Below are 18767 nucleotides of genomic sequence, written 5' to 3'. Positions count from 1 at the left end.
TTTGCCGCGACCGGATGACGCGAATCGGAGCGCCTGTGTTTGCCGCCACGAGGCGGCGCGAAATTCATTGGGTATAGATTTACCCGTATCACCGCGGCTGTGTTATAATTTGCGACCTTTGAATCCGGGATACAGTAGAGGGATAGCGGTTAGATGAGCGACCTTGCGAGAGAAATTACACCGGTCAACATTGAGGAAGAGCTTAAGAGCTCGTATCTGGATTATGCGATGTCGGTCATTGTTGGCCGTGCGCTGCCGGATGTCCGAGATGGCCTGAAACCGGTACACCGTCGCGTACTTTACGCCATGAACGTATTGGGCAATGACTGGAACAAAGCCTATAAAAAATCCGCCCGTGTCGTGGGTGACGTAATCGGTAAATACCACCCTCATGGTGATACCGCCGTTTATGACACCATTGTACGTATGGCGCAGCCATTCTCCTTGCGTTATATGCTGGTCGATGGCCAGGGTAACTTCGGTTCTGTCGATGGCGACTCCGCCGCAGCGATGCGTTATACGGAAATCCGTATGTCGAAAATCGCCCACGAGCTGATGGCCGACCTGGAAAAAGAGACGGTTGATTTTGTCGACAACTATGACGGCACGGAACGTATCCCTGACGTCATGCCGACGAAAATCCCTAACCTGCTGGTGAACGGTTCGTCCGGTATCGCCGTCGGGATGGCAACCAACATTCCGCCGCACAACCTGACGGAAGTGATCAACGGCTGCCTGGCCTATATCGACGATGAAAATATCTCCGTTGAAGGGCTGATGGCGCATATTCCGGGGCCGGACTTCCCGACCGCCGCCATTATTAATGGTCGTCGTGGTATTGAGGAAGCGTACCGCACCGGTCGTGGCAAAATTTATATTCGCGCCCGCGCAGAGGTGGAAACCGATGCGAAAACGGGTCGTGAAACCATCATCGTGCACGAAATTCCGTATCAGGTGAACAAAGCACGTCTGATCGAGAAAATTGCCGAGCTGGTGAAAGACAAACGCGTTGAAGGCATCAGCGCGCTGCGTGACGAGTCTGATAAAGACGGGATGCGTATCGTGATTGAAGTGAAACGCGATGCGGTGGGCGAAGTGGTTCTCAACAACCTCTACTCCCAGACGCAGCTGCAGGTCTCCTTCGGTATCAACATGGTTGCGCTGCACCATGGTCAGCCGAAGATCATGAACCTGAAAGATATTCTTTCTGCGTTCGTGCGCCACCGCCGTGAAGTGGTGACGCGTCGTACCATTTTCGAACTGCGTAAAGCCCGCGATCGTGCGCATATCCTCGAAGCGCTGGCGATTGCGCTGGCCAACATCGACCCGATCATCGAGCTTATCCGCCGCGCGCCAACGCCTGCGGAAGCGAAAGCGGGTCTGATTGCGCGGTCCTGGGATCTGGGCAACGTGGCGGCGATGCTGGAACGTGCCGGTGATGATGCCGCGCGTCCGGAGTGGCTGGAGCCAGAGTTCGGCGTGCGCGACGGTCAATACTATCTGACCGAGCAGCAGGCGCAGGCTATCCTGGATCTGCGTCTGCAGAAACTGACCGGCCTTGAGCATGAAAAACTGCTTGATGAATACAAAGAGCTGCTGGAACAGATCGCTGAACTGCTGCATATTCTGGGCAGCGCCGATCGTCTGATGGAAGTGATTCGTGAAGAGCTGGAAGCCATGCGCGAACAGTTCGGCGACCCGCGTCGTACCGAAATCACCACCAACACCGCGGATATCAACATCGAAGATCTGATCAACCAGGAAGATGTGGTGGTCACCCTGTCTCACCAGGGCTATGTGAAGTATCAGCCGCTGACCGACTATGAGGCGCAGCGTCGCGGCGGCAAAGGTAAATCGGCCGCACGTATTAAAGAAGAAGACTTTATCGACCGCCTGCTGGTGGCTAATACCCATGACACGATCCTCTGCTTCTCCAGCCGTGGTCGTCTGTACTGGATGAAGGTCTATCAGCTGCCGGAAGCCAGCCGTGGCGCGCGCGGGCGTCCAATCGTCAACCTGCTGCCGCTGGAAGCCAACGAACGTATCACCGCCATTCTGCCGGTACGCGAATACGAAGAAGGCGTGAACGTCTTTATGGCGACCGCCAGCGGTACCGTGAAGAAAACCGCGCTGACCGAGTTCAGCCGTCCGCGTTCTGCCGGGATCATCGCGGTGAACCTGAACGAAGGCGACGAGCTGATTGGCGTTGACCTGACGAACGGGAATGATGAAGCGATGCTGTTCTCTGCCGCGGGTAAAGTGGTGCGCTTTAAAGAGAGCGCGGTCCGTGCCATGGGCCGTACCGCAACCGGCGTTCGCGGCATTAAGCTGGCGGGTGACGATAAAGTGGTTTCGCTGATCATCCCACGCGGCGAAGGCGCTATCCTGACCGTCACGCAGAATGGTTACGGTAAACGTACCGCGGCGGCAGAGTATCCGACGAAGTCCCGTGCCACGCAGGGCGTTATCTCGATTAAGGTCACCGAGCGTAACGGTTCCGTGGTCGGCGCCGTGCAGGTTGATGATTGCGATCAGATAATGATGATCACCGATGCGGGCACGCTGGTGCGTACGCGCGTTTCGGAAGTCAGCATCGTCGGTCGTAACACGCAGGGCGTTATTCTGATCCGTACCGCGGAAGATGAAAACGTCGTGGGCCTGCAGCGCGTAGCCGAGCCGGTTGATGATGAAGAGCTGGATGCCATTGACGGCAGCGTAGCGGAAGGCGACGACGAGATCGCTCCGGAAACTGACGCTGACGCGGATGATGACGCTGGCGAAGATGAAGAATAATCTGCGCTAGTGGTGCGAAAAGGGCCGGGAGATACCCCGGCCCTTTTTATTGCTACGCAGTGCCCTTTATCCGAGGCGAAATCCAGAGAGTATAACGTTGCGACGAAACGTGTTTACCGCTACCTTAACCCCATTCTGTTGAGTCCTTGACGGCCGAGTATCGCCACGTTGAAATATCTTGCCTCTTTTCATACCACGCTAAAGGTTTCACGCTACCTGTTCAGGGCGCTGGCGGTACTGCTCTGGATGCTTATCGCTTTCGTTTCCGTGTTCTATATCGTCAACGCCCTGCATGACCGGGAGTCGGAAATCCGCCAGGAATTTAACCTCAATGCCGATCAGGCGCAGCGTTATATCCAGCGGACCGCGGATGTGATTAAAGAGCTGAAATACGTGGCGGGCAACCGTCCGAGCGGCGGCGAGGGAGGGGCCACTGCGGTTCCGAACGGCAACATCGCCGTTCCAGATTTCGAGCCGCTGTACGCCGATTCTGATTGCGGGGCGATGGGGGCCACCTGGCGTAACTCCCTGCAGTCGCTGGCGTGGTTTATGCGCTACTGGCGCGATAACTTTTCCGCGACCTATGATCTCAACCGCATCTTCCTCATTGGCAGCGATAATTTGTGTATGGCCAACTTTGGCCTGCGGGAAATGCCGCTGGAGCGCGATCAGGCGCTGAAAGTGCTGCACCAGCGGATTGAGCAGTACCGCGATGCGCCGCAAAACGAGCGCGGCAACAACCTGTTCTGGATAAGTCAGGGCATGCGTCCGGGCGTGGGCTATTTTTACGCGCTGACGCCGGTGTATATGGCAAACCGCCTGCAGGCGCTGCTGGGCGTTGAGCAGACCATTCGTATGGAGAGCTTCTTTACGCCGGGCAGCCTGCCAATGAGCGTCACGATTCTTGATGACAACGGACAGCCGCTTATTTCTCTTGCCGGGCAGGAGAACAAAATCAAGGGCGACGCCCGCTGGATGCAGGAGCGGATCTGGTTTGGCTACACCGCGGGTTTCCGCGAGCTGGCGCTGAAGAAGAGCCTGCCGCCGTCGTCGTTAAGCATTGTCTATTCCGTGTCGGTCGATCAGGTGCTCGAACGTATCCGGATGCTGATTATCAACGCGATTATCCTGAATATCCTGACCGGGGTTATCCTGTTTGCCCTGGCGCGGATGTATGAGCGGCGAATCTTTATCCCGGCGGAAAATGATGCCCAGCGTCTGGAAGAGCATGAGCAGTTCAACCGTAAAATCGTCGCCTCGGCGCCGGTGGGGATTTGTATCCTGCGCACCCTCGATGGCACCAATATTCTGAGCAACGAACTGGCGCACAACTACCTCAATATGCTGACCCATGAGGACCGACAGCGGTTAACGCAGATTATTTGCGGCCAGCAGGTCAACTTCGTGGATGTGCTGACCAGCAACAACACCAACCTGCAGATTAGCTTCGTGCATTCGCGCTATCGCAATGAAAACGTCGCGATTTGCGTGCTGGTCGACGTCAGCGCCCGCGTCAAGATGGAAGAGTCGTTGCAGGAGATGGCGCAGGCCGCGGAGCAGGCCAGCCAGTCGAAATCCATGTTCCTCGCCACCGTCAGCCATGAGCTGCGAACGCCGCTGTACGGGATTATCGGTAACCTCGACCTGCTGCAAACCAAAGAGCTGCCTAAAGGGGTAGACAGGCTGGTCACGGCGATGAATAACTCTTCGAGCCTGCTGCTGAAAATTATCAGCGATATCCTCGATTTCTCAAAAATCGAATCCGAGCAGCTGAAAATCGAACCCGGTGAGTTTTCGCCGCGTGAGGTGATGAACCATATCTCCGCCAACTATTTACCGCTGGTGGTGCGTAAACAGCTGGGGCTGTACTGCTTTATCGAGTCTGACGTTCCGCAGCTGATGTCCGGCGATCCGATGCGTTTGCAGCAGGTCATTTCTAACCTGCTGAGCAACGCCATTAAGTTTACCGATACCGGCTGTATCGTCCTGCACGTGCAGTGCGCCGGGGATTACCTGCAAATTAGCGTGCGCGATACAGGCGAGGGGATCCCGGCAAAAGAGGTGGTGCGCCTGTTTGATCCGTTCTTCCAGGTGGGGACCGGTGTACAGCGCAACTTCCAGGGCACCGGACTGGGGCTGGCGATCTGTGAAAAGCTAATCAGCATGATGGACGGCGATATTGCCGTTGAAACCGAACCGGGAATGGGCAGCCGCTTTACCATTCGTATTCCGCTGTACGGTGTGCAAAACCGCCCGCCGCTGGTGATTGAAGGTCTGGCGGGTAAATGCTGCTGGCTGGCTATCCGCAATACCTCCCTGGCGCTGTTTGTCGAGTCGCTGCTCAAGCATCACGGTCTGCAGAGCCAAATCTATGACGGGCAACAGCCAGGGGCTGATGATATTTTGCTGACCGATGATGAGGATCAGCAGGACATGCGCTGGCAGGGGAGTGCGGCGGTGATTTTCTGTCGCCGCCATATCGGTATTCCGCTGGAACGCGCGCCTGGCGAGTGGGTACACAGCGTGACGACACCGCACGAACTGCTGCCGCTACTGGGACGTATCTTCCGCATTGCGGTGACGACCACCGAACACGGCCCGGCGCTCAGCGCGCCGGAAACCCAGGTCGCCAGCAATGACGATATGATGATCCTGGTGGTGGACGACCACCCGATTAACCGCCGGCTACTGGCCGACCAGCTTGGCTCGCTCGGATATCAGTGCGTGACGGCGAACGATGGGGTCGATGCGCTGGGCGTGCTGAGTAAACAGCATATCGACATTGTGCTGAGCGATGTCAACATGCCGAATATGGATGGCTATCGCCTGACGCAACGTATCCGCGAGCTGGGAATGACCCTGCCGGTCATCGGGGTGACCGCCAACGCGCTGGCTGAGGAGAAACAGCGCTGTCTGGAGTCGGGGATGGATAACTGTCTGTCTAAACCGGTAACGCTCGATATTATCAAGCAGACGCTGGCAATCTACGCCGCGCGGGTGCGTAAAGAGCGTCAGGAACAGGAATAGGGCAGGAAACCGCTGTGGACTTGCCCGGATAAGGCGTGGCGCCGTTATCCGGGCTGGAAGCGTTACTCTTTGTCGGTGGCGCTCAGAGAAACGGAAGACAGGTAGTTCAGCAGCGCGATATCGTTTTCCACGCCCAGCTTCATCATCGCCGATTTCTTCTGGCTACTGATGGTTTTAATGCTGCGGTTCAGTTTTTTGGCAATCTCGGTCACGAGAAAACCTTCGGCGAACAGGCGCAGCACTTCGCTCTCTTTCGGCGACAGGCGCTTGTCGCCGTAACCGCTGGCGCTGATTTTTTCCAGCAGGCGCGAAACGCTTTCCGGAGTGAATTTTTTGCCTTTCTGCAGTGCCGCCAGCGCTTTGGGCAGATCGGTCGGGGCGCCTTGTTTCAGCACGATCCCTTCGATATCCAGATCCAGCACTGCGCTCAGGATAGCCGGATTGTTGTTCATCGTCAGAACGATGATAGACAGATCCGGGAAATGGCGTTTGATGTATTTGATCAACGTGATCCCGTCGCCGTATTTATCGCCCGGCATCGACAGGTCGGTAATCAAAACGTGTGCGTCTAACTTAGGAAGATTATTGATAAGTGCCGTTGAATCTTCAAATTCGCCGACCACGTTGACCCATTCGATTTGCTCAAGGGATTTACGAATACCGAACAGTACGATCGGGTGGTCATCGGCAATAATTACGTTCATAGTGTTCATGTATTAGGCTACCTTGCTACAGCAAGCTCTTGACGTAAACGTCAATGTCGCTGATATATTTTTCTATGCCTTGCGCATCTTTCTCGCGAATCAGATGCTCAAGCGTTTCACATAACTGTTTGCCGGGTATCAGATTAAGCATAGCAAACGCCCCTTTGAGGCGGTGCGCTGTCTGGGCCAGCGCAGCTAAGTCGCTCGTTGCCAGTTCAGTATACAGCCTCTTAACATCATCCGGAACTGTGTCGGCAAACAGTGCGTAATAGCCGCTGGCATGGAGTTCGGCGTTACTTTCGCTTCCCGCAGAGGTGGCTTGCCCCTCTTCCTGCGCCAGTTGCTGTTCAATCAGTTGCAGAATCGCTTCCTGCATCGCTGTGCTGATATTAAAATTGACACGCAGCTGGCCTGGGCCAATTTTGCGTATCCCGACCTCATCATCGCTTAAAAGCAAGCCCGAAGCAGTAAGATTAGACGGATTATCCGTTAAAAAGAGATCGTATTGTTGACTTGTCAGCCTTTCATCCGGCGTGATGCAGGTTGCTCCCCAGCTTTCGAGCTGGCGCACCACAATCCGCCGGACCTCATTGGCGGTAATATCCAGCATCACCACGACATCATCCAGCAGATGTTCGCCGGAGTTGCTCTCTTCTTCGCTGGCCGGCATTTTGAGATGCAGCGAATAGCGGGTTCCCAGCGACTCGCGCGCCTTGATATTCATCTGACCGCCAAGCCTGCGCGTCAGGCGATCGCAGAGCCAGAAGGTGAGGGCGTTGGCTTTCCCATACCGATCGGACTGGGTCTCGTTAAGGAACGGGAAGTGCATATTGTCGATTTCGTTGCCGGAAACGCCGTTGCCGGTATCGAGAATACGGAAAGTCAGCCGGTCGTCTGCGGGCTCGTCTTTACTCACTTCGAGCGTGATTTTGCCCATTTGCGTCGTGGTCACCGAGTATTGAATGAGCAACAGCAGCGTACGGCGCAGCGCATCGCGATCGCCATAGCGCTGTTCATTGGCCGGCAGCGCATTGTTCATCAGCAGCTGCAGACCTTTACGTTTAATGCTCGGCAATACCTCAGGCACCACTTCATCGATCAGCTCCTGAATGGAGAACCGCACTGGATTGCTTTTCCAGCTATCGCTCTCCAGCAGGTTCGCCAGCTGAATTTCATCAATCAGCTGTACCAGCTGGTCCGCATGCTGCGCAAGCTGGAGGCTTTGGGCAATACCCATGGCTGCCGCTTCTTCGGCCAGGCTCTGCGCCGGCTGTTTTAAGGCGCTGCCGATATGCTGCATAAATGCCATGCGCCCCTGCTGGTTTTTCTCATACAGACGCTGGGCCTGTTTCAGTTTTTTATTGACCAGCACTTCCCGGTCCTGATCGCGAATAATGAAGATCTGCGTGCGCGGCGCAACCTGGCTGCGATACTGACGGATTTCATACAGTTCGTTGTTGATAGTCGCCTGAATCACTCCCTGATGCTGATCGGCCATGTTGGTGATGTTTTGCAGATTCAGATGCGGCAGGAGATGATCGGCAATCGGGTTGCTGATAATCGTGCGGTTGGCTTCCTGATCGTGGACCAGCAGCCCCAGCGGCAGTAGCGAGACTATCTCTTCGTTAATGGCACGCAGGGTGCGCAATTCGCTATTGGCCGCGGAAGAGACGGCGGTGCCGCTCTGACGGCTGCGGCCACTGTAATGGCGAAACGTCGTGAAGCCGAACAGCGTTAAAGCCAGCAGACCGATGATCAGCAGCAGCGGCAGGAGAACATTCTGCAGGGATTCCAGCAGCATAGAACCGAAGGGAACCACCCAGATCAGACGCATCCCGGTGGTACTGATGCTGGTGATGATCTCAATCCGCGCCCCGTTAAAGTCGATATTGACGCTATCGGCGGTCTCTTTTTCCGGGTTAGTGGCCGTGTTTTGCGCCGGGTCGGGTTCAATACGGAAATTATCCAGCGGCATGCCGGGCGGAATCAGGTCATTTATCGGCAGGTCAAAGGCAACAACGGTCGCCAGATGGCCCGGCTGGTTAAAGGTGGTGCGCAGGGTGAAATAGTGGCCATTCTGCCAGGAGAGGCGGCGCAGAGAGGAAAAGGTTTCCCGCTCGTCCAGGGTGTTGGCCTGCAGCAGCATCTCCGCGCGGCGGGATTCGACCACGCTGGTAATCGTTGACTCTTTAAAGCTGGATGACAGGTCTTTCAGCGGCAGCGTCGACACCAGGATCAGGCTGTTATCCAGACCATTCAGATAGTACATCGACCAGGGGATGGTTTCCGCCCCCCACAAGATATCGAGGTAGCTGGACATTTTCTGCGTCATCTCGAGGGTCGCGCTGTCGTGCGAACCAAAGATCAGCGCTTCGGTTTTCCGCCGCGGTTTTTCCAGGTAGTAAACATCCTGCTTCAAACGCGTTTCTTGCAGGCCATCGCCGGCGTTGCTGGAAGGGGTGGCGGCGATATTGTCGTAAATCTGCCAGGTTGCGTAGCGCCAGGTATCGATGCGTTTATGCAGCGCGTGGCTGACATCAATGACCTGATAGCTTTTATCTTTTAGCCAGGTATTGACCGCGCTTTGGATCATAACCCCCATCGTCGCCAGCAGGACGATGACCATTAAAATGAAGAAGCGGGTGATGCTGCCTGGCATCAGAGAGAATTTTTTCTGGGTCATCGTGTGAGAGAGCGACTCATCAAGGTTTGTAAGCAGGGCATCGCCCCAGGTAGCTGCTAGCAGAGTGAATACGCTACTCAGTATAAAGGCTAATTTATCAAATCCATACTACAGATTGCGGCTCGCCAGTTTTTTTAAGCGTAAGAATTATCTTAAAAAGATCTGACGCCAGAAGATGTACAGCCCGGCGAGATTTGTACAATTACTTACCTGTTGCGGGCAATAAATAGCACTAAATAACAAGAAATTATCTGGATAAGACTTTATTCAATCGCAAGGTTATTGATTAATAAACGTTATTTTTTTCGTGGATATCACAGGATAATTAAGGTTATGTAAAGAAGGGTAAAAAAAAACCGAATGCGAGGCATCCGGTTGAAATAGGGGTAAACAGACATTCAGAACTGAATGACGGTAATAAATAAAGTTAATGATGATAGCGGAAGTTATTCTAGTCGCCGGGGTGGATTTTGTTTTGTCATTCAGTGCTATACATGAGTCAACGTGTAACTGAATGAACTTAATCAAGAAAATTTATTTTCTTGATTATTAGTGCTTATTTTTTTGCTTTTTAGCGATGAAGAAAAGTTCCCGTCTGTTTACAATTTGAAACATCTTGTGCGCATTTTGAAACACCTTAGAAGTTTTCGTATCATATTCTTGTTGGATTATTCTGCATTTTACAGCACAATGAATATAGCCGACTGATTAGAAGGGTAATCAGTAAGCAGTGGCAATAATAAAAGGCATATAACAAACAGAGGGTTAATAACATGAAAGTTAAAGTACTGTCCCTCCTGGTACCGGCTCTGCTGGTAGCAGGCGCAGCAAATGCGGCTGAAATTTATAACAAAGATGGCAACAAATTAGATCTGTACGGCAAAATCGACGGTCTGCACTATTTCTCTGACGACAAGGGCAATGACGGCGACCAGACCTACATGCGTTTAGGCGTTAAAGGCGAAACTCAGATCAATAACCAGCTGACCGGTTACGGCCAGTGGGAATACAACGTTCAGGCGAACAACACTGAAAGCTCCAGCAATCAGGCATGGACTCGTCTGGCATTCGCAGGTCTGAAATTCGGCGACGCGGGCTCTTTCGACTACGGTCGTAACTACGGCGTTGTTTACGACGTCACTTCCTGGACCGACGTTCTGCCGGAATTCGGCGGCGACACCTACGGTTCCGACAACTTCCTGCAGCAGCGTGCTAACGGTGTTGCAACCTACCGTAACTCTGACTTCTTCGGTCTGGTTGACGGCCTGAACTTCGCTCTGCAGTACCAGGGTAAAAACGGCAGCGTCAGCGGCGAAGGCGCGACCAACAACGGCCGTGGCTGGAGCAAACAGAACGGCGACGGTTTCGGTACTTCTGTGACTTATAACATCTGGGACGGCATCAGCGCTGGTTTCGCATACGGTCACTCTAAACGTACTGACGATCAGAACGCAGCTGGCCTGCTGGGTAAAGGCGACAATGCTGAAACCTACACCGGCGGCCTGAAATACGACGCGAACAACATCTACCTGGCGACTCAGTACACCCAGACCTACAACGCAACCCGCGCTGGCTCCCTGGGCTTTGCTAACAAAGCACAGAACTTCGAAGTCGCTGCACAGTACCAGTTCGATTTCGGTCTGCGTCCGTCCGTGGCTTACCTGCAGTCTAAAGGTAAGGATCTGGAAGGCTTCGGCGACCAGGATCTCCTGAAATATGTTGATGTGGGCGCGACCTACTACTTCAACAAAAACATGTCCACCTATGTTGATTACAAAATCAACCTGCTGGACGACAACAACTTCACTCGTAGCGCCGGTATCTCTACCGACAATATCGTAGCTCTGGGCCTGGTTTACCAGTTCTAAGCATGCTGAAGTCTTGAAAAAGGCGCCTCTGGCGCCTTTTTTTATGCCCGGTTTAATCTCGCTGGTGTAATCTTGCTGCCTTAGCAAGAGGAACCTGATTTTATGGATATCACTTTTTTCCGCAGCGCGCTGTTCAGCGTCTGCGTACTGCTTTCCGGCTGCGATTCAGCGACGACCCCCACTACGCCAAAGAGCGCCGCGACGGTACTCGATGGTAAGACGATGGGCACATTCTGGCGGGTCAGCGTCGTTGGCATGGATGAAGGCAAAGCCGAGGCGCTGCGACAGAAGGTGCAGGCGCAGCTTGATGCCGACGATCGCCTGCTCTCCACCTGGAAAAACGATTCTGCGCTGATGCGCTTTAACCATGCCGCCACGACCGATCCGTGGCCGGTCAGCGAGGCGATGGCCGATATTGTCACCCTGTCGCTGCGTATCGGCGCAAAAACCGCGGGCGCCATGGATATTACGGTGGGGCCGCTGGTGAATCTCTGGGGGTTTGGCCCCGATAAGCAACCGGTTAAAACGCCGGATCCTCAGCAGATTGCCGCCGCGAAAGCGCGCACCGGGCTCCAGCATCTGACGGTCATTAACTATGCGGATCGGCAATATCTGCAAAAAGATATTGCCGATCTGTTTGTCGATCTCTCCACCGTTGGCGAAGGCTATGCCGCCGATCATCTGGCTCGTCTGATGGAGCAGGAGGGGATTTCCCGTTACCTGGTTTCGGTCGGCGGAGCGTTGGTCAGCCGGGGGATGAATGCCGACGGGCAGCCGTGGCGGGTGGCCATCCAGAAACCAACCGATCGCGAAAATGCCGTACAGGCGATCGTGGATATCAACGGACATGGAATCAGCACCTCCGGCAGTTACCGCAACTATTATGAGCTGGACGGCAAACGTATTTCCCACGTTATCGATCCGCAAACCGGCCGGCCTATCGATCATAAACTGGTCTCGGTCACGGTCATCGCCCCGACGGCGCTGGAAGCCGATGGCTGGGATACCGGCCTGATGGTGCTGGGGCCGGAAAGAGCGCAGGAAGTGGTGCGCAAACAGGGGCTGGCGGTCTACATGATCGTTAAAGAGGGCGATGGGTTTAAAACCTGGATGTCGCCGCAGTTCCGCACTTTCCTCGTCGGCGAAAAGAATTAAACCGCAAGATTTCGGGTTTTTTTCATCGGGCGCTGATTCAGACTGACGATACACTTAAAGCAGGAGCCCATGATGAAACCGATAATTGCTGATACCGACGATCGCCGCTGGCAGGCGGTATGCGATCGTGATGCGCGAGCCGATGGTCAGTTTGTCTTTGCCGTCCTGACCACCGGCATCTGCTGCCGCCCGTCCTGCCGTTCGCGGCGAGCGCTACGGGAGAATGTTCGCTTTTACCCCGGCGTTGAGGCAGCTATCGCCGATGGCTTTCGTCCCTGTAAGCGCTGCCAGCCGGATAAAAGCGATCCGCAGCAGCAGAAGGTGGACAAAGTCACTCGAGCCTGTCGCCTGCTGGAACAGGAATCGCCGGTGACTCTTGAGACGCTGGCGCAGGAGCTGGCGGTCAGCCCCTTTCATTTTCACCGTTTGTTCAAATCCGTCACCGGCATGACACCGAAAGCCTGGCAACAGGCCTGGCGCGCGCGACGTTTGCGCGAAGCGCTGGGGCAGGGTGAAAAAGTGACGCCCGCCGTGTTGGCCGCAGGCTTCCCCGGAGGCAGTAGCTATTATCGCCAGGCGGATGCCGCGCTTGGGATGACCGCCCGCCAGTTTCGCCGCGGCGGTGAGGATACCGACATTATCTATACCGTCGGCGACTGCGCGGTCGGCCGCTGTCTGGTCGCGGAAAGTGAACGGGGGGTCTGCGCCGTTTTACCGGGGGAAGAGGATGCGGCGTTGCTTGATGCGTTATCCCGTCTCTTCCCTCACGCCCGGCTTCTGTCGGGGGATGCGCATTTTTGCCTGCGGGTCGCCCAGGTTTTCGCCCATCTGGACGATCCTCGCCAGGCCATTAATCTGCCGCTGGATCTGCGCGGCACCGCGTTTCAGCTGCGCGTCTGGCAGGCGTTGCGCCAGATCCCGGCAGGAGAAACCCGCAGCTATCGTCAGGTCGCGCAGAGCATTGGTCAACCCCGTGCGGTCAGAGCCGTGGCAGGCGCCTGCGCGGCCAATAAACTGGCAATGGTTATCCCGTGTCATCGGGTCGTCCGCGAGGGCGGGGCGCTCTCAGGCTACCGCTGGGGAACGGCCCGCAAAGCGCAATTGTTGGCCCGGGAAGCGCAAACCGAGGAGAAGTGATGCTCGATTTATTTGCCGATACGCCCCCCTGGCAGGAGCCGCTGGCGCCGGGGGCCACCATTCTGCGGCGTTTCGCCCACCCGCGCGCGGCGGCGTTGCTGCAGGCGATAAAGCAGGTCGCCAGCCGTTCGCCGTTTCGGCAAATGGTGACGCCGGGAGGTTATACCATGTCGGTGGCGATGACCAACTGCGGCAGACTTGGCTGGACCACCGATATGCACGGCTACCTCTATGCCCCTGACGATCCGCTAACCAGCGAGGCCTGGCCGCCGATGCCGGCGATCTTTCGCGAACTGGCGGCGGAAGCGGCGTCTGCCGGCGGCTATCCTCATTTTGCCCCCGACGCCTGTCTGATCAACCGCTACCTGCCGGGGGCCAAGCTATCGCTACATCAGGATAAAGATGAACGCGATCTGCGGGCGCCTATCGTTTCAGTGTCGCTGGGGCTGCCCGCCGTGTTCCAGTTTGGCGGTCTGCGGCGCAACGATCCGCTGCAGCGCGTGCTGCTGGAGCATGGCGATGTGGTGGTCTGGGGCGGGGAATCACGCCTGTTTTACCACGGTATCCAACCGCTGAAAGAGGGCGACCATCCGCAAACCGGCGCCTGTCGTTACAATCTCACCTTCCGTCTGGCTGGCGGCAGAGAATAAAAATAAGAATTATTCTTGATGTCATGGGCGAGCCGTTTAAACTGCTGGCTGTTTTGCTTGCCCGGATTGTGTGTTATGGAACTTGTGCTGCTTGTCTGGCGCCAGTATCGCTGGCCGTTTATCTCCGTCATGGCCCTGAGTCTGCTCAGCGCGGCGCTGGGAATCGGGCTTATCGCCTTTATTAATCTGCGTCTGATGACCGTGGTCGATACCTCGCTGGCGGTGCTGCCGGAGTTTCTCGGTTTATTGCTGCTGCTGATGGTCGTGACGCTGAGTTCCCAACTGGCCCTGACCACGCTGGGACACCATTTTGTCTTCCGCCTGCGCGGCGAATTTATCAAGCGCATCCTTGATAGCCAAATCGAAAAGGTCGAGAAGAGCGGCAGCGCGTCGCTACTTGCCGGCTTAACCAGCGACATTCGCAATATTACCATCGCTTTTGTTCGCCTGCCGGAGCTGGTGCAGGGGATTATCCTGACCTTTGGCTCCGCCGCTTACCTGGCGTGGCTGTCGGGCAAAATGATGATGGTCACTGCGCTGTGGATGGCGCTGACTATCTGGGGCGGGTTTGTGCTGGTGGCTCGCGTCTACAGACATATGGCGACGCTGCGGGAAAGCGAAGACAAGCTGTACCACGACTATCAGACGGTGCTGGAAGGGCGCAAAGAGTTAACCCTCAACCGGGAACGCGCGGAATATGTGTTTAATCAGCTTTATCTGCCGGATGCCCGCGAATATCGTCACCACATTATCCGCGCCGATACGTTCCATCTCAGCGCGGTGAACTGGTCGAATATTATGATGCTGGGCGCCATCGGACTGGTGTTCTGGATGGCAAACAGCCTCGGCTGGGCGAATACCGCGGTGGCGGCGACCTACTCGCTGACCCTGTTGTTCCTGCGCACGCCGCTGCTGTCGGCGGTCGGAGCGCTGCCGACGTTGCTCAGCGCCCAGGTGGCGTTCAACAAGCTGAACACTTTCTCTCTGGCAGTCTATCGCGCCGACTTCCCGCGGCCGGAACCACATCCACACTGGCAGACCCTGGAACTGCGCGACGTCTGCTTCCACTATCCGGATAACAGCTTTGCCGTCGGGCCGATTAATCTTACCCTGCAGCGCGGCGAGCTGGTGTTTTTAATTGGCGGCAACGGCAGCGGTAAATCGACGCTGGCGATGTTGCTGACCGGGTTGTACCAACCAGCCTGCGGGCAGATTCTGCTCGATGGTCAGCCCCTGGCGGCGGATAAGCCCGAAGAGTACCGCCAGCTTTTTTCGGCAGTCTTTACCGATGTCTGGCTGTTCGACAGGCTGCTGGGGCCCGGCGGCAAAGCGGCAGATCCCGCGCTGGTCGGCCAGTGGATGGGTTACCTGAAAATGACGCATAAGCTGCAGCTGGATAACGGCCGGATTGTCGATTTGAAGCTGTCGAAAGGGCAGAAAAAACGCGTTGCGCTGCTGCTGGCGCTGGCGGAGGAGCGGGATATCATCCTGCTTGACGAGTGGGCGGCGGATCAGGACCCGCATTTTCGTCGCGAGTTTTACCAGCTGCTGCTGCCGCTGATGCAGCAAATGGGGAAAACCGTTTTCGCCATTAGCCATGACGATCATTATTTCCAGCATGCCGACCGCCTGCTGGAGATGCGCAGCGGCCAGCTGACGGAGCTGACGGGAGAAGAGCGCGAGCTGGCGACCCGGGATGCGGTGGCCCGTACCGCCTGATTGAGCGCGTCGCCGGCTCACCGGCGGCGCGATTGTTGATTTTTCCGCCGCCTGAACGGAGCGACGGTTATTTTTCTCCCTCCCCGCGCTATGCTTATGGCTCCTGGCCTGCCACATGTTCTCAAAAGGATTGCCTGACCGATGTCCGTTTCGCATAAAAAAAGCGCCAGATTACGTGATGAAGAGCGCGCCCGCCTGATCTGGCTACTGGCCACCGATAAAGCCGTGACCTCGGCGCTGCTGGGAAAATTAACGCTGGCTGAACGCTATGACGACGGCACGCTGGCTGACGATCTGGCGGAGGTCGAGGTGCTGGTCTCCCACCTGCCGCCGCCGGACCTCGCCGATGCCCTTGAAGCGCTGCCGTACGACGGGCGTAATGCGCTCTGGCAGCTGGTCAGCAATGATAAACGCGGCGAGGTGTTGCTCGAGGCATCGGAAAACGTCTGGGGCGATCTCATCGATAAGATGAGCGACCACGAGCTGCTCGATGCCCTGCAAACCCTGGATATTGACGAACAGGTCTATCTGGTTCAGCACCTGCCGCGCAACCTGACCGGACGCCTGCTGGCGACGATGCCGCCGGATAAGCGCGCGCGCGTCCGCCAGATGATGCGCTACGCCGATAATACCGTCGGGGCAATCATGGAGTTCGAAGTGATTGTCGTGCGCCCGGAAATGACGCTGGCGGCGGTACAGCGCTACCTGCGGCGGCTGGGCAAAATGCCGGAGAACACCGATAAGCTGTTTGTGACCACCCGCAATAAGCTCCTGCTGGGTGAACTCCAGCTGCAAACGATTCTGCTCAATGATGCGCAAAAACGGGTCGGCGACGTCATGGAAGGGGACCCGGTGACGTTCCAGCCGCACGAAGAGGCCGAAAAGGTGGCGCGTACCTTTGAACGTGACGACCTGATCAGCGCCGCGGTGATTGACGCGGAAGGGAAGCTGATGGGGCGTCTGACCATCGATGAGATTGTTGACGTCGTCTATGAAGAGACGGACAGCGATCTGCGCGGCATGGGCGGCCTGAGCAGCGAAGAAGATGTCTTTGCTCCGGTCAGTAAAGCGGTGAAGACCCGTTGGGCGTGGCTGGCGGTCAATCTGTGCACCGCCTTTATCGCCTCGCGAGTGATAGACGGCTTTGAACACACCATTTCACAGCTGGTGGCGCTGGCCTCGCTGATGCCGATCGTCGCCGGGATCGGCGGTAATACCGGCAATCAGACGATCACTATGATCGTGCGCGCGATGGCGTTACAGCACATCCAGCCCGGCAGCTTTTCGTTTCTGATCATGCGTGAAATGGGCGTCGCGTTGATTAACGGTCTGGTATGGGGCGGGATCATGGGGGCGATCACCTGGTGGTTGTATCAGGACCCGCAGCTGGGTGGCGTGATGACGCTGGCGATGATGCTGAATCTGCTGATGGCCGCGATGATGGGGGTGATCATCCCGATGGTGATGGTCAAACTGGGGCGCGATCCGGCGGTCGGCTCCAGCGTGATGATCACCGCCATCACCGACACCGGCGGTTTCTTTATTTTTCTCGGTCTGGCGACGATATTTCTGATGTAAGCGCCGGTCTGTTGCGCAGGCGGCGAGGAATCAGCGCCATCACCACCAGCCCGGCCAGAACGCCAATAGCCAGATTGCTGGTCCCGACCGTCGCGGCGACGGTCGCCAGCATGACCAGCGTTTCCGGCCACGGATGACGCGCCACTTCCGTCGGACGAACGCTATGCCAGCTGAAGGTCCTGGCCGCCACGATAACCATCACTGCGGCCAGCACCACCATCGGAATTTTCGCCATCACGTCACTCAGCGCGGTCACCAGCAGCAGCAGGACGAGGCCTGCCGCAACGGTTGAGACGCGACTTCGGCCCTTGCCCATTTCGACGTTAACGATGGTCTGCCCGATCATCGCGCAGCCGGCGATGCCGCCGTAGAGTCCGGCGAGAATATTGGCAATGCCCAGCCCGGTACTCTCGCGTGCTTTGCTGGATGGCGTGTGGGTCAGATCATCCACGAGTTTCGCCGTCAGCAGCGATTCCAGCAGCCCAACGAAGGCGATACTCAACGCGCAGGGCCAGATAATGTTCAGCGTGTGCAGATCGAGCGGTACCAGCAGAGCGGTCAGCCCAGGCAGCCCGCCGCTCATGCTGCCTGCATCACCGACGGTGGGCAACAGCTGGCCGGTGGTGACGGTAAACAGCGTCAGCAGGATGATGGCGATCAGCGGCGAAGGGATGGCTTTGATATAGCGCGGCGCCCACAGCACAATCAGCAGCGTCAGCACAAACAGGCCGAGGATCAGCGGCTGGCTGCTCCAGAAATGCGGCACCTGGGCAAAGAAGATCAGTATCCCCAGCGCATTCACAAAACCGGTCATCACCGATTGAGGAATAAAGCGCATCAGCCGGGCCATGCCGCACAACCCAAACAAAATTTGAATAATGCCAGCCAGAATGACAGCGGGCAGGATATACCCGACGCCGTGCTGATGCACCATCGGACCAATCACCAGCGCCACCGACCCCGCCGCCGCGGTGACCATGGCCGGTCTGCCGCCGAGCACCGACATCGCCAGACAGAGCACGACGGACGCAATCAGGCTGACTTTCGGATCCACCCCGGCAATCACCGAGAAGGAGATAACCTCTGGAATCAGGGCCAGCGCGGTGAGGACGCCAGCCAGCGTTTCGCGGGCCAGCAGTGACGGCGAGCGTAATACGTGGCGAAGCGCGCCGTTTGAAGCGGGTGGGGTGTGGTTGGGGGCCTGATGCATACGCGTTTCGCTGGTAGATAAAAGCCGGAGCACGAGCCTGAGCTTGTGTGCGGTCTGTCACAAAACAGGGGATGATAGCGCGTGGACGGGACATATACCAGTACAAAATATGATTTGACGTACACATTTATTAAACATTTTTATAACGGATCTCAAAACTCAACTTAAAATTTAAACAATATTTAATTTTTTGATCTTCGGTGTTACCTTGATTCTTGATAATCGTTTCACCTGCGCTAAATA

The 18767-nt window shown here is 56.3% G+C and carries 11 protein-coding genes; 8 read left to right on the top strand and 3 right to left on the bottom strand.

The genetic code is table 11. The features are described 5' to 3' along the window. Positions 1–153: 153 nt before the first annotated feature. The gene (gene gyrA / locus FNY10_RS13930; protein ID WP_160702864.1) at positions 154–2793 is read left to right on the top strand and encodes a DNA topoisomerase (ATP-hydrolyzing) subunit A; all 2640 of its coding nucleotides are present in this window, start codon (positions 154–156) and stop codon (positions 2791–2793) included. A 168-nt stretch (positions 2794–2961) separates the two neighbouring features. Further along, positions 2962–5820: a two-component system sensor histidine kinase RcsC gene (rcsC, locus tag FNY10_RS13925; protein ID WP_160702862.1), complete on the top strand. Its 2859-nt coding sequence runs from the start codon at positions 2962–2964 to the stop codon at positions 5818–5820. Between the two features lie 62 nt (positions 5821–5882). Here rcsC and rcsB read toward each other — a convergent pair whose 3' ends face one another. Both rcsB and rcsD read right to left on the bottom strand, forming a co-directional pair. Then, positions 5883–6533, bottom strand: coding sequence for a response regulator transcription factor RcsB (gene rcsB / locus FNY10_RS13920; protein WP_002913007.1), 651 nt, complete (start codon positions 6531–6533; stop codon positions 5883–5885). A 16-nt stretch (positions 6534–6549) separates the two neighbouring features. After that, positions 6550–9207 carry a phosphotransferase RcsD gene (gene rcsD / locus FNY10_RS13915; protein ID WP_160702860.1) on the bottom strand — a complete coding sequence of 886 codons (2658 nt, stop codon included), beginning with the start codon at positions 9205–9207 and terminating at the stop codon, positions 6550–6552. A 773-nt stretch (positions 9208–9980) separates the two neighbouring features. On the opposite strand from rcsD, the gene FNY10_RS13910 reads away from it, so the two are divergent. The 6 genes from FNY10_RS13910 to mgtE all read left to right on the top strand — a co-directional run bounded on the left by FNY10_RS13910 (position 9981) and on the right by mgtE (position 17314). Beyond that, on the top strand, positions 9981–11075 hold the full coding sequence (locus FNY10_RS13910) for a porin OmpC (RefSeq protein WP_160702858.1): 1095 nt from the start codon (positions 9981–9983) through the stop codon (positions 11073–11075). A gap of 102 nt (positions 11076–11177) precedes the next feature. After that, positions 11178–12230: an FAD:protein FMN transferase ApbE gene (apbE, locus tag FNY10_RS13905; protein WP_160702856.1), complete on the top strand. Its 1053-nt coding sequence runs from the start codon at positions 11178–11180 to the stop codon at positions 12228–12230. 72 nt (positions 12231–12302) lie between these two features. Further along, positions 12303–13367 carry a bifunctional DNA-binding transcriptional regulator/O6-methylguanine-DNA methyltransferase Ada gene (gene ada, locus FNY10_RS13900; RefSeq protein ID WP_160703305.1) on the top strand — a complete coding sequence of 355 codons (1065 nt, stop codon included), beginning with the start codon at positions 12303–12305 and terminating at the stop codon, positions 13365–13367. Continuing rightward, a complete protein-coding gene (gene alkB, locus FNY10_RS13895; RefSeq protein ID WP_131048191.1) occupies positions 13367–14017 on the top strand; it encodes a DNA oxidative demethylase AlkB in 651 nt (216 codons plus the stop codon). The genes ada and alkB overlap by 1 nt, the downstream gene beginning before the upstream one ends. Before the next feature lie 75 nt (positions 14018–14092). Beyond that, positions 14093–15736 carry a multidrug ABC transporter permease/ATP-binding protein gene (locus FNY10_RS13890; protein ID WP_131048190.1) on the top strand — a complete coding sequence of 548 codons (1644 nt, stop codon included), beginning with the start codon at positions 14093–14095 and terminating at the stop codon, positions 15734–15736. Positions 15737–15877: 141 nt separating this feature from the next. Then, positions 15878–17314 carry a magnesium transporter gene (mgtE, locus tag FNY10_RS13885; protein WP_100682736.1) on the top strand — a complete coding sequence of 479 codons (1437 nt, stop codon included), beginning with the start codon at positions 15878–15880 and terminating at the stop codon, positions 17312–17314. Here the strand turns inward: mgtE and FNY10_RS13880 are convergent. Then, positions 17277–18524, bottom strand: a complete 1248-nt coding sequence (locus FNY10_RS13880) for a SulP family inorganic anion transporter (protein ID WP_100682735.1) — start codon at positions 18522–18524, stop codon at positions 17277–17279. The genes mgtE and FNY10_RS13880 overlap by 38 nt on opposite strands. Positions 18525–18767 lie beyond the last annotated feature (243 nt).

The sequence above is a fragment of the Klebsiella sp. Lac1 genome (assembly GCF_009825425.1).
Lineage (GTDB): Bacteria > Pseudomonadota > Gammaproteobacteria > Enterobacterales > Enterobacteriaceae > Klebsiella > Klebsiella electrica.
The sequence above is the reverse complement of the archived record's forward strand: the minus strand, read 5'-3'. Positions and strand labels throughout refer to the sequence as shown.

Excerpts from the sequence above, each read along its gene's own strand:
- gyrA (WP_160702864.1), top strand. The coding sequence starts at position 154 with ATGAGCGACCTTGCGAGAGAAATTACACCGGTCAACATTGAGGAAGAG.
- rcsB (WP_002913007.1), bottom strand. The coding sequence starts at position 6,533 with ATGAACACTATGAACGTAATTATTGCCGATGACCACCCGATCGTACTG.
- rcsD (WP_160702860.1), bottom strand. The coding sequence starts at position 9,207 with ATGACCCAGAAAAAATTCTCTCTGATGCCAGGCAGCATCACCCGCTTC.
- FNY10_RS13910 (WP_160702858.1), top strand. The coding sequence starts at position 9,981 with ATGAAAGTTAAAGTACTGTCCCTCCTGGTACCGGCTCTGCTGGTAGCA.
- apbE (WP_160702856.1), top strand. The coding sequence starts at position 11,178 with ATGGATATCACTTTTTTCCGCAGCGCGCTGTTCAGCGTCTGCGTACTG.
- ada (WP_160703305.1), top strand. The coding sequence starts at position 12,303 with ATGAAACCGATAATTGCTGATACCGACGATCGCCGCTGGCAGGCGGTA.
- alkB (WP_131048191.1), top strand. The coding sequence starts at position 13,367 with ATGCTCGATTTATTTGCCGATACGCCCCCCTGGCAGGAGCCGCTGGCG.
- FNY10_RS13890 (WP_131048190.1), top strand. The coding sequence starts at position 14,093 with ATGGAACTTGTGCTGCTTGTCTGGCGCCAGTATCGCTGGCCGTTTATC.
- mgtE (WP_100682736.1), top strand. The coding sequence starts at position 15,878 with ATGTCCGTTTCGCATAAAAAAAGCGCCAGATTACGTGATGAAGAGCGC.
- FNY10_RS13880 (WP_100682735.1), bottom strand. The coding sequence starts at position 18,524 with ATGCATCAGGCCCCCAACCACACCCCACCCGCTTCAAACGGCGCGCTT.